General features: G+C 75.0%; 15 protein-coding genes. 7 read left to right on the top strand and 8 right to left on the bottom strand.

Annotation, left to right across the window (positions count from 1 at the left end; all coding sequences use genetic code 11):
* From C7Y72_RS20510 to C7Y72_RS20530, 5 genes are read right to left on the bottom strand one after another with little or no spacing between them, the layout of a single operon-like run.
* Entirely contained in the window at window positions 1-750 is a 750-nt protein-coding gene (locus C7Y72_RS20510) for a type 1 glutamine amidotransferase (protein ID WP_107571056.1), read from the bottom strand.
* On the bottom strand, window positions 743-1,486 hold the full coding sequence (locus tag C7Y72_RS20515) for a class I SAM-dependent methyltransferase (RefSeq protein ID WP_107571057.1): 744 nt from the start codon (window positions 1,484-1,486) through the stop codon (window positions 743-745). The genes C7Y72_RS20510 and C7Y72_RS20515 overlap by 8 nt, the downstream gene beginning before the upstream one ends.
* Window positions 1,483-2,859 (bottom strand): Mur ligase family protein, encoded by a 1,377-nt coding sequence (locus C7Y72_RS20520; protein ID WP_107571058.1) that lies wholly within the window; start codon window positions 2,857-2,859, stop codon window positions 1,483-1,485. The genes C7Y72_RS20515 and C7Y72_RS20520 overlap by 4 nt, the downstream gene beginning before the upstream one ends.
* Window positions 2,859-3,755, bottom strand: a complete 897-nt coding sequence (locus C7Y72_RS20525; protein ID WP_349016823.1) for a diacylglycerol/lipid kinase family protein — start codon at window positions 3,753-3,755, stop codon at window positions 2,859-2,861. The genes C7Y72_RS20520 and C7Y72_RS20525 overlap by 1 nt, the downstream gene beginning before the upstream one ends.
* A 9-nt stretch (window positions 3,756-3,764) precedes the next feature.
* Window positions 3,765-4,616, bottom strand: coding sequence for an HAD-IIA family hydrolase (locus C7Y72_RS20530; RefSeq protein WP_107571059.1), 852 nt, complete (start codon window positions 4,614-4,616; stop codon window positions 3,765-3,767).
* Here C7Y72_RS20530 and C7Y72_RS20535 point away from each other — a divergent pair.
* Window positions 4,588-5,316 (top strand): peptidylprolyl isomerase, encoded by a 729-nt coding sequence (locus C7Y72_RS20535; RefSeq protein WP_146175480.1) that lies wholly within the window; start codon window positions 4,588-4,590, stop codon window positions 5,314-5,316. The two genes, C7Y72_RS20530 and C7Y72_RS20535, sit on opposite strands and share 29 nt — an antisense overlap.
* A 33-nt stretch (window positions 5,317-5,349) precedes the next feature.
* Here the strand turns inward: C7Y72_RS20535 and C7Y72_RS20540 are convergent, their stop codons facing one another.
* Window positions 5,350-6,072 carry an SOS response-associated peptidase gene (locus tag C7Y72_RS20540; RefSeq protein WP_107571061.1) on the bottom strand — a complete coding sequence of 241 codons (723 nt, stop codon included), beginning with the start codon at window positions 6,070-6,072 and terminating at the stop codon, window positions 5,350-5,352.
* Window positions 6,073-6,085: 13 nt separating this feature from the next.
* Window positions 6,086-6,694 carry a hypothetical protein gene (locus tag C7Y72_RS20545; RefSeq protein ID WP_107571062.1) on the bottom strand — a complete coding sequence of 203 codons (609 nt, stop codon included), beginning with the start codon at window positions 6,692-6,694 and terminating at the stop codon, window positions 6,086-6,088.
* Window positions 6,695-6,720: 26 nt separating this feature from the next.
* Here C7Y72_RS20545 and C7Y72_RS20550 point away from each other — a divergent pair, with 26 nt between their 5' ends.
* From C7Y72_RS20550 to C7Y72_RS20575, 6 genes are all read left to right on the top strand, one after another.
* Window positions 6,721-7,125 carry a hypothetical protein gene (locus tag C7Y72_RS20550; RefSeq protein ID WP_107571063.1) on the top strand — a complete coding sequence of 135 codons (405 nt, stop codon included), beginning with the start codon at window positions 6,721-6,723 and terminating at the stop codon, window positions 7,123-7,125.
* 55 nt (window positions 7,126-7,180) lie between these two features.
* On the top strand, window positions 7,181-9,019 hold the full coding sequence (locus C7Y72_RS20555; protein WP_107571064.1) for an ABC transporter ATP-binding protein: 1,839 nt from the start codon (window positions 7,181-7,183) through the stop codon (window positions 9,017-9,019).
* Window positions 9,016-9,642: a VOC family protein gene (locus C7Y72_RS20560; RefSeq protein ID WP_107571065.1), complete on the top strand. Its 627-nt coding sequence runs from the start codon at window positions 9,016-9,018 to the stop codon at window positions 9,640-9,642. The genes C7Y72_RS20555 and C7Y72_RS20560 overlap by 4 nt, the downstream gene beginning before the upstream one ends.
* 117 nt (window positions 9,643-9,759) lie before the next feature.
* On the top strand, window positions 9,760-10,701 hold the full coding sequence (locus C7Y72_RS24205; RefSeq protein ID WP_107571066.1) for a peptidoglycan-binding domain-containing protein: 942 nt from the start codon (window positions 9,760-9,762) through the stop codon (window positions 10,699-10,701).
* Window positions 10,702-10,816: 115 nt separating this feature from the next.
* Complete coding sequence (locus C7Y72_RS20570; RefSeq protein ID WP_107571067.1) at window positions 10,817-11,503, top strand: response regulator; 687 nt, start codon at window positions 10,817-10,819, stop codon at window positions 11,501-11,503.
* A gap of 4 nt (window positions 11,504-11,507) precedes the next feature.
* A complete protein-coding gene (locus tag C7Y72_RS20575; RefSeq protein WP_199224022.1) occupies window positions 11,508-13,064 on the top strand; it encodes a PAS domain-containing sensor histidine kinase in 1,557 nt (518 codons plus the stop codon).
* A 22-nt stretch (window positions 13,065-13,086) separates the two neighbouring features.
* Here C7Y72_RS20575 and C7Y72_RS20580 read toward each other — a convergent pair whose 3' ends face one another.
* Complete coding sequence (locus C7Y72_RS20580; protein WP_107571069.1) at window positions 13,087-13,494, bottom strand: hypothetical protein; 408 nt, start codon at window positions 13,492-13,494, stop codon at window positions 13,087-13,089.
* Window positions 13,495-13,512: the final 18 nt, after the last annotated feature.

A 13,512-nucleotide genomic window follows, 5' to 3' on the forward strand; every position in this document is an offset into this window, starting at 1 on the left:
TTAGACGCCCGCGGCGCGGCGCGCGGAGGCGTGCGCGGCGTCCTCGAGCGTGTCGTCGAGGGCCGCCAGCGGCTCCTCGATGCCCAGGGCGCGGGCGACGAGCCAGTCGGCGAACCACACGTTCTTGGGCAGGAGCGGACCGTGCAGGTAGGTGCCGACGACCGCGTGCCCGTGGAGGATCCCCTCGTGCCCGCTCGTGCCGGTGTTGCCGTGACCCTTGAGGACGCGGCCGAGCGGGGTGGCCGCCGGCCCGAGGTGCGTGCGGCCCCCGTGGTTCTCGAACCCGGCGAGCACGCGGCGGCCGCCGATCCCGCCGGCGGGGGGCAGGTCGACCTCGATCGCGACGTTCCCGATGAGCCGCTCGCCGTCGTGGCGGACGGTGTGCAGGTCGACGAGCCCGACGCCGGGGATCTCCTCCTCGCCGAGCTCGTAGGAGCGCCCGAGCAGCTGGTAGCCGCCGCAGACCGCAAGGATCGCGCCGCCGCGCGCGGCGTGGGCGTGGACCGCGTCGCGCTTGTGCGTGGCGAGGTCCTCGGCGACGAGCTGCTGGTCGCGGTCCTGCCCGCCGCCCAGGTAGAGGAGGTCGTGGCCGTCGGGGTCGATCTCGTCGCCGTGCCCGGCGCCGGTGAGCGTGAAGCCGATCCCCCGCCAGGCGCAGCGCTGCTGCAGCAGCAGCAGGTTGCCGCGGTCGGCGTAGATGTTCATGAGGTCGGGGAAGAGCGCGCAGACGCGCAGGGTCCGGTCAGCCACGGAGCACCACCACGGTGGAGCCGACGTACTCGTCGGTCTGGGGGATCGCGCGGTGCGGCAGCGGCTCGTAGCCGTGCTCGCGGGCCTCGGCGGCCAGCTCGTCGGGCGTGACGCGGTGCAGCACGACGGTGTTCGCGACGACGGCGCGGCGGCCGGCCCCGTCGACGGTCTCGCGGATGCGGTCGATCGCGAGGCGGTCGCCGAGGTCGCGCACGCGGACCGGCCGGCTGGCGTAGACGACGCCGCCGAGCTCGCGCATGTCCGGCAGCGGCGGCTCGGTGTGCTCCTCGTCGTAGGCGTCCATGGCGTCGGCGAGCGCGATCGCGACCGTGCCGCCAGGGGCGAGCACGGCGCGCGTGCTGGCGAGGAACCCGGCGCGCGCGGCCCGGCCGGGCAGCAGCTGCAGCGTCTGCATCGGCACCAGCACGAGGTGGAACGGCGGGCGGTCGGGCAGCGCGTAGGCGCTCGCGTCCGCCGCGACCGTCGGGATGCCGCCGCGGCGCTCGCGCAGGGCGGCGAGGAGCACCGGGTCGAGGTCCAGGGCGGTGACGTCGACGCCGTGGCGGGCGAGGTCGACGCTCACGCGGCCGGTGCCCGCCCCGACGTCCAGCACCGGGCCGCGGGCGGCGCTCGCCAGCTCGCGCCACAGCGGCAGGTCGATGTCGTAGCCGCCGCACTCCAGGTCGTGCCAGAGCACGACGAGCGCGTCGCCGGTGAGCGGGGTGGCGGCGGTCATCCGAAGCTGCTCCCGGCGACGCCGCGGCGCACGAGCTCCTCGCGCAGCGCGAGCATCGCCGTGTAGGTGGGGAGGGCGAAGAGGCGGCCCTCGCCGCCGTCCAGGGCCGCGTCGAGGCCGGCGGCGAGCCCGTCGACGACCGTGATGCGATCCGTCGGGACCCCGGCGTACTTCAGCCGCAGCGCCATCTCGGGTGCGCGAGTGCCCGAGCAGGTGGCGCGCCGCACGCGCGGGGCGAGGACCTCGAAGTCGGCGTCCCAGATCCAGCTGACGTCGCGGCCGTCGGCGGTGTTGTCGTTGAGCACGGCGAAGAGGTCGTGCTCGCCGTCCTCGAGCGCGAGCGTGTGGAGGACCTCGTTGGCGCCCGCGGGGTTCTTCACGAGCATGAGCGTGGTCTCGCGGCCCGCGATCGTGACGGTCTCGGCGCGGCCGAACGCGGCGCCGACGGCCTCCAGCCCGGCGACGACGTCGGCGAGCGGCGCGCCCAGCGCGCCGGCGAGCGCGGCGGCGGCGAGCGCGTTGTAGACGTTGTAGAGGCCGGGGAGCGGCAGCGCGACGGACGCCTCGCCCTCGGGGGTGACGAGCCGGAAGCTCGCGCCGCGCACGCCGCGCAGCACGACGTCGTGCGCGGTGACGGTGGGCGCCGGCCGGGCGGCCCCGCAGCGCTCGCAGCGGTAGTGGCCGAGGTGTCCGAGGAAGACGACGTCGTAGACGTACGCGGCGCCGCAGGTGCGGCAGTGGGTGGAGTCCGAGGCGTGCTGCAGCGTGTCGCGGGCCACCGCGGTGTCCTGCACGCCGAAGTACGTGACGCCGTCGGCGCGGGGCCGCCCGAGGTCGGCGACGAGCGGGTCGTCGGCGTTGAGGACGAGCGTCGTGTCGGGGACGGTGGTGACGAGCGTCGCCCAGCGGTCGGCGATGGTGTCGAGCTCGCCGTAGCGGTCGAGCTGGTCGCGGAACAGGTTGGCGAGCAGCAGCGCGCGCGGGCGCAGCTGCGGGACGACCCGGTCGAGCCAGAACTCGTCGACCTCGAACAGGCCGGTGTCGCCGTCGAGGCCGCCGCGGGTGGCCGCGCCCATGAGGGTCGCCGCGATGCCCCCGGCCATGTTCGCCCCGGCGCGGTTGTGGACGAGCCGGGCGCCGCCGTGCTCGAGGATCGACGCGACCATCGCGGCCGTGGTGGTCTTGCCGTTGGTGGCGGAGATGACGGCGCTGCCGTGCGGCAGGCGGGCGGCGAGACGGCCGATCGCGTCGGGCTGCAGCCGCATCAGGACCTTGCCCGGCAGGCTCGTGCCGCCGCCCCGGCCGGCGCGGCGCGACACGGCCCCGGCGGCGCGGGCCACCGCGATCTTCGCGTCGAGTGCGCGGCCGGCCATCAGCGCGGACTCTCGGGCAGGAGGACCTTCAGCGCGGCGGGGACGGCGCGCACGACCACGGGCAGCTCGCCGATCGGGTCGCCGTCGGCGTAGACGGTGAAGGGCCGGTCGGCGCTGATCCGGATCTCGCGGCCGCGGACGACGTCGACGCTCGGCTCGTCGACGTGGGTGCCCTTGAAGACCTTCGGCAGCGAGGCGGCGAAGCGGCGCTTGGGGATGTCCGCGGTGGTGACGACGTCGAGCAGGCCGTCGCGCAGGCTCGCCCCGGGCGCGAGGAACATCCCGCCACCGTAGGCGCTGGCGTTCGCGGCGGCGACGCTCCAGCCGCTGAACGTGCGGGTGGCACCGTCGACCTCGATCGTGAAGCGGGCGGGCTTCCAGGCGGCGAGGGCGCGCAGGGCGCCGTACACGTAGACGAGGTTGCCGAGCCGTGCCGGGGCCTCGTTGGCGATGCGGTTGGCGTCGGAGTCGAACCCCAGCGAGGCGATGCCGATGAACGTGCGGCCGTCGACGTCGCCGACGTCGAGGTCGCGCTCGACGCCGTGGGCGAGGACGTCGCAGGCGGCGACCGGGTCCTGCGGGATGCCGCTGGAGCGGCAGAAGTCGTTGCCGCGGCCGCCGGGGACGACGCCGAGCACCGCGCCGTCGACGCCGCGCAGCGCCCCGGCGAGCGCGCCGACGAGCCCGTCGCCGCTGAGCGCGACCGCGACCTCGCCGGCCTGCGCGGCCGCACGGGCGAGCTCGGCGCCGTGCTCGAGGCTGCGCGTCGGCTCGCTGCGGAAGGGCACGCCGAGTTCGCGCAGCCGCGCCTCAACACGGGGCAGCGCCTTGAGTGCGCGGCCGCCTCCGGAGGACGGGTTGACGATGAGCGCGACGCGGCGGTCCACGGACGGCATCTTGGCGGATCAGCCGCCGAGCACGAGGTCCGCGAGCGTCGCGGCGACCGCGACGGGCGGCGGGTCGGCGGCGGCCGCCTGCGCGGCGGTCGTGACGCCGGAGAGCACGATCGCCCCGTCGATCCCGGCCGCGCGCGCGCCGTCGAGGTCGCTGTCGAGGCGGTCCCCGACCATCAGCGCGCGCCCGGGGCCGAGCCGGTCCAGGGCGGTGCGGAAGATGCCGGGGTCGGGCTTGCCGACCATCTCGGCCGTGACCTCGGCCGCGTACTCGAGGAACGCGGCGACCGCCCCGGTGCCGGGCCACGGGCCGTCGGGGGTGGGGAAGGTGCGGTCGCGGCCGCCGCTGAGCAGGTCGGCGCCCTCGAGCAGCGCCTGCGTGGCGCCCTTGAGCTCCTCGAAGGCGAGGTCCTTCGTGCCGGTGGCGACGACGACGTCGGCGACCGCCGCCTCCTCGGTGCCGTTGACGATCCGCGCGCCCGCGTCCTGGACGTGGCGCCAGATGGCGGGCGGGCCGATGACGTAGGCGGTCCGCCATTGCGGCCGGTCGGCGACGAGGAACTGCACGGCGGTCCCGACGGTGACGATCTCCTCGACCGACGCGCGGATCCCGGAGCGCCACAGCGAGCGCACGAGGTCCTCCGGCGTGTGCTCGGTCGCGTTGGTGACGAACGCGATCCGCTTGCCGGCGGCGCGGAGGGCGTCGATCGCCTCGGGGGCGCGCGGGGTCGGCTCGCGGCCGATCCGCACGCAGCCGTCGAGATCGAGCAGCACGTGGTCGTAGCCGCGCAGGAGGGGGAGAGGCTCACGGTCGGGGACGGTATCCTCGGCGGCCGTGCGCCGACTCCTGATCGCCCTGCTCATCGTGCCGACCCTGGCCCTCGCGGCCTGCGGGGACGACGGCACCGTCGAGGAGGGCGACGCGGGCACGACCAGCACGGCGGCGCAGACGACGGCGACCGCGGACGCCACCGCGACGCCGGAGGCGGAGGCCGCCTCGGCGCTGCCCGAGGGCTGCACCGACGTCGACGCGCCGCAGCCCAAGGGCGAGCAGTCGCTCGACGCGCCGAAGGACCGGCTCGACGCCGGGAAGACGTACACGGTGACGTTCACGACGAACTGCGGCGCGTTCGACGTGCGGCTCGACGTGCGCGGCGCGCCGAAGACGAGCGCCTCGATCGCCGCGCTGGTGAAGGACGGCTTCTACGACGGCCTGACCTTCCACCGGATCGTGCCGGGCTTCGTCATCCAGGGCGGCGATCCGCTCGGCGACGGCCAGGGCGGCCCGGGCTACAGCGTCGTGGAGGCGCCGAAGTCCTCGGCGCGGTACACGAAGGGCGTGGTGGCGATGGCCAAGACGCAGATCGAGGACCCGGGCACGTCGGGCAGCCAGTTCTTCGTGGTCAGCGGTGACGACGCCGGGCTGCCGCCGGACTACGCGGTGCTCGGCAAGGTCACCAAGGGCCTGGGCGTCGTGACGCGGATCGAGAGCGTCCCGGTCGGTCCGGGCGACGTGCCGCTGGCGCCGGTCGTGATCTCGAAGGCGACCCTGAAGGTCTCCTAGCCGCCCTCCGCGGGCGGCGCTGCGCGACGGGCCTCAGAAGAGGCTGTCGGCGGGCTGCTGCGGCGGCGGGTCCAGGCAGTCCGGTGCGTCGTGCCGGGCGTCGTTGACGGCGAAGCCGACCGGGCGCGCCGCCGTCTGCGGCGCCGGGAGCGGGGCGAGCAGCTCGTGCAGCACCGGCGCCGGGGTGCCGTGGTCCAGCCAGGTGCGCTCGGCCTCCCGGGAGGGCAGGATCACGGGCATGCGGTCGTGGATGTCGGCGATCCGCGGATTGGCGGTGGTGGTGATGATCGTGCAGCTGCGCAGCGGCTCGAGCTCGGGATCGGCGCCCGCGGGACGCCAGGTCGCCCACAGGCCGGCGAACGCGAACGGCTCGCCGTCGGCGCGGGTGATGTGGAACGGCTGCTTGCGGGACCCGGCGTCGGAGGGGTCGGGTGGCCGCCACTCGTAGAACCCGTCGGCGAGGATCAGGCAGCGTCGCTGCGCGAAGCCGTCGCGGAAGGCGGGCTTGTCGGCGACGCTCTCGGCCCGCGCGTTGATCATCCGGGCGCCGATCTTCGGGTCCTTGGCCCAGAACGGGACGAGCCCCCAGCGCAGCACGGAGCTGCGCGGGGTGCCCTCGCGGTCGGTGGTCACGGCGACGACGTCGTCGGTCGGCGCCACGTTGAAGCGCCGACGGATCTCGATGTCGCTCGCGACCGCGAAGCGCTCCCACAGGAGCGCCGGGTTGGTCGCGGCGAGCGTGTAGCGCCCGCACACGGTCGGCGGGGCGCTACCCGTTGCCGGCGGCCCGGGCCGCCAGCGCCTTCTTCTGCCGCTTGCGGCCGAAGAACGTCAGCCCGCCGAGGATCAGGGCGATGATCACGAGGCCGAGGAAGAACGCCCCGGCGGTCGAGATGCCGCCGAACGCGAGGCCGACGAGCTTGGCGAGCAGGAAGCCGATCGTCAGCAGCACGACGACGAGCAGGATCAGCAGGAAGATCCCGCGGATCCGGGCGCTGCGCGGGGCGCCGGGGGGCGGGGCGAGCAGGCCGGCGATGCGCAGCAGGAAGAGCTGGCGGCTGGACGGCGCCTGCTGGCCGAGCTTCTCCATCGCGGCCTTGAGGTCGTCGGGGCGGCGCTCGGCCATCGCGATCGACGCGTCGGCCATCCGGCGCAGCTGCATGCGCTCCTGGGGGCGCGCGGCGGCGACGGCCTTGCGGAAGTACTCGCGGGCGGCGACCGGGTCGTAGCGCTCGGCGGCGCGGGCGCCGAGGATCGCGAGCGCGGCGGAGCGGTACTTCTGCTCGCGCAGCAGCTCGTCGTCCGTCTTGGACTCGAGCGCCTGCATCTGGGCGATGGGGCTCTTCTGCTCCATGCGGACCTGTCGCTGCTTGGCCATGGACCGCAATCTACACTTGCGCGCCCATGACGCTCCCGCGCTCCGTCCTCGCCCTGCTCGCCGCGCTGCTGACGCTGGCGGTGGCCGTCCCGGCCGCGTCCGGGCAGTCCAACCCGTTCACGCCGCCGGCGCCGCTGGTGGCGCCCGAGGAGGTGACGCCCGTGCCCGCCCCGGTCCCGGAGGACGACGACGGGCTCGAGACGTGGCAGCAGGCGCTGATCTTCCTGGGCGGCTTCGCGCTCCTGGCGGGGATCGCGGTGGCGATCGTGGTCGACGCGCGGCGTCGTCGTCCGGTCACCGAGGAGGAGCTGCGGCCGAGCCGGGCGGCGCAGGGGGATGCCGAGCACCGGCGCGCGGAGCACCGCAAGCGCAAGGGCAAGCAGAAGACGCAGCGCGCGGCACGGAAGAAGAACCGGCCGAAGCGGAAGTAGGTGCGCAGTCAACGGTTGAAGTCCTCAACTGTTTCTGCCATGATGCGGGGCCACGATGCCCCGACCCTTCCCCGAGCCCAAAGGTCCCCCCGCCGTCGATCGATACGGGGCGCCCGTGCGGCCGGATCGCGGGGAGCTGCGCCGGATCGCCGCGCTGTTCCGCCCGTACCGCGCGCGGCTGGCCACGGTCCTCGGGCTGATCACCGTCTCCGCGGGCCTGGGGATGGTCTCGCCGTTCCTGCTGCGCGAGATCCTCGACCAGGCGATCCCCGAGGCGGACACGACGCTGCTCACCTGGCTCGTGGTCGGCATGGTCGTCATCGCGATCGTCACCGGGGCGCTGGGCGTCGCGCAGACCTGGCTGTCCAACGTCGTCGGCCAGCGGGTCATGCACGACCTCCGCGCCGCGGTCTACCGGCACCTGCAGCGGCTGTCGCTGGCGTTCTTCACCCGGACCCGCACCGGCGAGGTGCAGTCGCGCATCGCCAACGACATCGGCGGCGTGCAGAACGTCGTAACGAACACGGCGACCTCGCTGGTGTCGAACGTGACCACGGTGCTCGCGGTCACCGTCGCGATGATCCTGCTCGACTGGCGCCTGGCCGCGTTCAGCTTCGTGCTCCTGCCGTTCTTCGTCTGGCTGACCCGCCGCGTCGGCCAGGAGCGCAAGCGGATCACCGCGGTGCGCCAGGGCCGGATGGCGGACATGAGCTCGCTCGTGGAGGAGTCGCTGAGCGTCAGCGGCATCCTGCTCGGCAAGACGATGGGCCGCGGCCCCGAGCTGGCGCAGCGCTTCGAGCGCGAGTCCGCCGAGCTCGCCGACCTCGAGGTCCGCGCCCGGATGGCTGGCCGCTGGCGCATGGCCAGCGTGCAGATGAGCTTCGCGATCATGCCGGCGCTCGTCTACTGGTTCGCCGGGCAGTCGCTGGCGTCCGGCTCGGCGACGATCTCGATCGGCACGCTCGTCGCGTTCACGCAGTTGCAGACGCGGCTGTTCTTTCCGATCCAGTCGCTGCTGTCCGTCGCCGTGGACGTCCAGAGCTCCCTGGCCCTCTTCCACCGCATCTTCGAGTACCTCGACCTGCGGGTCGACATCGAGGAGGCCGACGAGCCGGTCGACCTCGGGGCCGACGGGCGGCGCGTCACCGGCCACGTCACGTTCGAAGACGTGCGGTTCGCCTACGACGAGGACGCCGCACCCACGATCGACGGCGTCAGCATCGACGTGCCGGCAGGCACGACGCTCGCGATCGTGGGGGAGACCGGCTCCGGCAAGACGACGCTCGGCTACCTGGTGGCGCGGCTCTACGACGCCGAGGCCGGGCGCGTGACGATCGACGGCGTCGACGTGCGCGACCTGAGCTTCGCGTCGCTGGCCCGCACGGTCGGGATCGTCTCGCAGGAGACGTACCTGTTCCACGCGTCGATCGCCGACAACCTCCGCTTCGCGAACCCGGACGCCACCGACGAGGACCTGCGCGAGGCCGCGGCCGCCGCGCGGATCCTCGAGCTGATCGACTCGCTGCCCGACGGCTTCGACACCGTCGTGGGCGAGCGCGGCTACCGGTTCTCCGGGGGCGAGAAGCAGCGCATCGCGATCGCCCGCACGATCCTGCGCAACCCGCCCGTGCTCGTGCTCGACGAGGCCACCAGCGCGCTGGACAGCCAGACCGAGCGGCTCGTGCAGGAGGCGCTCGACCGGCTGGCCGAGGGTCGCACGACCATCGCGATCGCGCATAGGCTCTCGACCGTGCGCGACGCCGACCAGATCGCCGTGCTCGACCGGGGACGCCTGGCCGAGCTCGGGACCCACGAGGAGCTGCTCGCCACGGGCGGCCGCTACGCCGCGCTCGCCGCCCGTGCCGGGACGGCCGACGGCGCGGTGGTCGCGTGATCGGCCTGCGCGCGCTGCGCGTCGCCGGCACCACCGCCCCCTGGACCGCGCTCGGGTTCTCCGTCCGCCCCGAGCCGCTCGTGCCGGGACTCGACATCGGGACGACCTCGCTGGACCTCGAGCCCGCGGCCGCGGGCATCATCGGCTGGACGCTCGTCGGGGAGGGCCCGGCGCAGCTCGACGGGCTCCGCACGACCTGGATCGACGATCCCGGCCCGCTGCGCGCCACGCTGCACCCCAACGGCGCGACCCGCCTGGACCACGTCGTCGTCATGACCCCCTCGCTGCAGCGCACCACCGGCGCGCTCGGCGACGCGGGGCTCGAGCTGCGCCGCACGCGCGACGCCGGCACGCCGGACCGGCCGCTGCAGCAGGGCTTCTACCGGCTCGGGGAGGTCATCCTCGAGGTCGTCGGCGACGTGCCGCCCGAGGGGCCCGCGCGGTTCTGGGGCCTGGTCGCCGTGGTGCCCGACGTGGACGCCCTCGCGGGACAGCTCGGCCCGCGGCTGGTCGGCACGCCGAAGGACGCCGTGCAGCCCGGGCGGCGCATCCTGACGGTGCGCCGGGAGGCCGGCCTGCCGGTGCCGTTCGCCTTCCTCACGCCCGACCCGCGGCGCGGCTGACCGGCGCGTCGCAGGGCCGTGTGCGGTCCCTGCCGGTGCAAGAGATCCTGCAAAACGGGCGATTCGCCGCTGCTAGGTTCGCCGCGGCGCCGGGCTTGCCGCGGCGCCGACCGCCGCATGATCCCCGCCGCCGCCAGCCATCGGTCCGCCCGTCGCGGACACGCCCTCGCCCTGCTGCTCGCCGTCCTCGCCGCGTCCGCGGTGGGGTCGCCGGCCGTGCAGGCCAAGCCCCTGGAGAAGGGGGACCGCGGGGATCGGGTGGAGAAGCTGCAGCAGATGCTCGGGCTGCCTGCCGACGGCGTCTTCGGACCCGGCACCCTGCGGGCGGTCAAGCGCTTCCAGCGCCGTCACCGCATCACCGCCGACGGGATCGTCGGCGCGGGCACGTGGCGGATGCTGCGCCGCGCCCGTGACGCCCGTCGCTCCCGCAGCCGCGCCCGGGCCCGCGCGAGCGCCGGCGCCGGACAGGGCGTGTCGCGCAGCCGCAGCCGGGCCACGCGGATCCTGCAGCGGCGCCTGGGCATCACCGCCGACGGGGTCTTCGGGCCCGGGACCGAGCGGGCGGTCAAGCGGTTCCAGCGCCGGCGCGGGCTGACCGCGGACGGGGTCGTCGGTCCGGGCACCTGGCACGCGCTCGGCGTCCGGGGGCGTCCGGTCCTCAAGCGCAGCCGCCGCGGCCGCGCGGCGGGCCGTCCCGGGGTGCCGGTCGCCGTCCTGCGCGCGATCGCGGCCGCGAACCGCATCGCCCGCTACCCGTACCGCTACGGCGGCGGGCACCGCAGCTTCACCGACAGCGCCTACGACTGCTCGGGCTCGGTCTCCTACGTGCTGCGCGGCGCGGGCCGCCTGCGGGCGCCGCTGGACTCGAGCGCGCTGATGTCCTACGGCTCGCCCGGGCCGGGGCGCTACATCACGATCTACGCGAACCCGGGACACACGTTCATGGTGATCCGCGGCCGCCGCTACGACACGACCGGGCGCTGGCAGACCGGGTCGCGCTGGCAGCCGGAGATGCGTCCCACGGGCGGCTACGTCGTCCGACACCCCCCGGGCCTGTAGCCGATGGCCGCGGCGAAGCGCCCTGTGCAGGGCATTTCGTCGCGATTTCGGCCGTGAACCAGTACGTTTGTCCCGGTCCCCGGGGGTTGGGGGCGACTCACACGAAGGGGCAACCATGAAGGACGCAACGGGCGGTAGGGCGCTCGACGGCGCGATCAGCGTCGTGGTGACGGACGACCACAAAGTGGTGCGTGAGGGGCTGCGCAGCTTCCTCGGCGCGGTCGGGGGATTCGACGTCGTCGGCGAGGCGTCGGACGGGGACGAGGCGGTGTCGCTGGTCGACGCGCTCGCCGCGGCCGGCAACGCGCCGCACGTGGTTCTGATGGACCTGCTGATGAGCCCGGGGGACGGGATCACCGCGACGCGGGCGATCAAGGAGCGTCACCGGGACATCGACGTGATCGCGATGACGTCGTTCGTCGACGAGTCGAAGGTCGTGGAGGCGCTCGACGCGGGCGCCACCGGGTACCTGCTGAAGGACGCGGAGGCCGACGAGGTCGCGGAGGCGATCCGGGCGGCGCGGCGCGGCGAGATCCACATCGATCCGGCGATGGCGAAGGTCCTGATGGGCAAGCTCCGCGAGCCGGAGGCGCCGAAGCCGCTGGACCAGCTCACCGACCGAGAGCGCGAGGTCCTCGCGCTCGTCGCGCGGGGCTTCGCGAACAAGCAGATCGCTGCGGACCTGGACATCAGCGAGCGGACGGCGCGCACGCACGTGAGCAACATCCTCGCGAAGCTCGACCTGCACTCGCGCACGCAGGCGGCGCTGTTCGCGGTGCGGGCCGGGTTGGTCGAGGTCTAGGCGCTTGGCCGGCGCGACACCTGAAGCTCCCGGTGTCGCGCGGTCCGGGACCACCGCGGGCCGGCGGGCGGCGATCGACCGCGTCGAGGCGCTCGGCTTCAGCCTGACCGCGCTGCACGCGGCGCTGCTGGTCGTCGGTAGCGCCGTGCCGGGCTGGGGCTGGGTGCTGGTGGCGGCGCTGGTCGCCGTCACGGCGCCGTCGCTGGCGGGGGCGTGGATCGTCGACTGGCCGCTGCGCGTCGTGCTGCTGCTGGCGTGCTCGACGCTCGTCGTGCTGGCGGGCGACGAGGACGCGCAGGCGGCATGGACGTGGATGACGCTCGCGGTCGCGGTACCCGCGTTCCACGGCCGCCCGCCGCTGGCGAGCCTCTACGTGGCGCTGATCACGGCGACGACCACGACGGTCCTGGCGGCGGCGTCCGCGCCGTGGTCCGTGGCCGCGCCCGCCGCGGCCGCGGTCCTGCTCGTCGGGGCGCTGGCGACCGGTCTGGCCGACGGCCTGCGCGCCGCGGAGGGGGCGTCCGCGGTCCTGCAGTCGCGTGAGCGCCGGTTCGGTGCGCTGCTGCGCGACGCGGCCGAGGTGATCGTGCTGGTGGGCCCGGACCGCGAGGTGCAGTTCGTCAGCCCGGCGCTCGGCCGGGTGCTCGGCCACGCGGACACGACGGGCATGGGGGACGACTGGCTGGGGCTCGTGCATCCCGACGACCGTGCGACGGTGCTGCAGCTCGCCCGGCGCGTCCGGGCGATGCCGGGCACGCCGGTGAGCGCGGAGCTGCGCGCGCGGCACGCCGACGGCCGGCACGTCTGGATCCACCTGCGGGTCGTCGACCTGACCGCGAACCCGGACGTGGGCGGGATCGTCCTCTCGTTCCACGACATCAGCGACCAGAAGGACGCCGCCAGCGAGGAGCGGCTGCGGATCTCCCGCGACCTGCACGACTCGGTCTCGCAGGCGCTGTTCTCGATGACGCTGCAGTCCCGTGCCGCGCAGCTGCAACTGGAGCGCGCCGGGCTCGACCCGCAGTCCCCTGCGCGCCGGACGGTGACCGACGTCGCGGATCTCGCGCGCGGCGCCCTGGCCGAGATCCGGGCGTTGATCTTCGAGCTGCGCCCGCGCGCCCTGGTGGAGGAGGGGTTCGTCAGCGCGGTGCGCAAGCACGCCGCCGCGGTGGGCTCCCGCCATCGCGTGGCGGTGGTCGTCGAGGCGCCCGCCGAGCGGATCCCGGTGGGGGAGGCGGTGGAGGAGCACCTCTTCCGCGTCATCCAGGAGGCGGTGGGCAACGCGGCCCGTCATGCGCACGCGGAGCGGATCACGGTCGACATCGCGACGGCGGGCGAGCCGCCGTGGGTCACGGTGACGGTGCAGGACGACGGGCGCGGGTTCGACCCAGCCGCCCGCTTCGACGGGCACTTCGGGCTGGAGACGATGCGCGAGCGGGTCGCCGTGCTGGGCGGTCAGCTGCGGATCGACAGCGCGCCAGGTGCGGGCACGACGGTCGCGGTGGCGATCCCGGCGGAGACGGGCGGCGCGCTCGTCACCCCGGCCCGCGGCAGCGCCTGAGCGGCGCCGCGGCGCCGTGGGATCAGGCGTCCAGGACGCCGCGCGCGACGGCGAACGCGGCCCCGGAGAGCTCGAGCTCGGGGTGGTCGAGCGCCCACTGCAGCGCCTGGCGGGCGACGTCGCGCGGGTCGCGCGCGCTCCAGAACGCGGGCGGACCGCCGGCCGGGTCGGGCTCGCGCACCCCGCCGAGCCGGACGACCTCGCCGAGCAGCGCCATCGCCTCCTGCTCCTCGTCCAGGCGTCGCGCCATGAGCTCCTCGACGTTGAGGGCGGACACGCGCACGCCCTCCGGGCCGAGGTCCTCGACGAGCACGAGCGGCAGGTGCACGGGCGCGAGCCCGATCAGGTCCCGGCTGGCGGCGACCGCGTCGGTGCGTCCGCCGAGACGGTTGAGCAGCGCGACGAGCGCGGTGGTCGAGGCGACGCTCACCGGTCGCTCCCGGGCGTG

The organism is Paraconexibacter algicola, from assembly GCF_003044185.1.
In the GTDB taxonomy this organism is placed as follows: domain Bacteria; phylum Actinomycetota; class Thermoleophilia; order Solirubrobacterales; family Solirubrobacteraceae; genus Paraconexibacter; species Paraconexibacter algicola.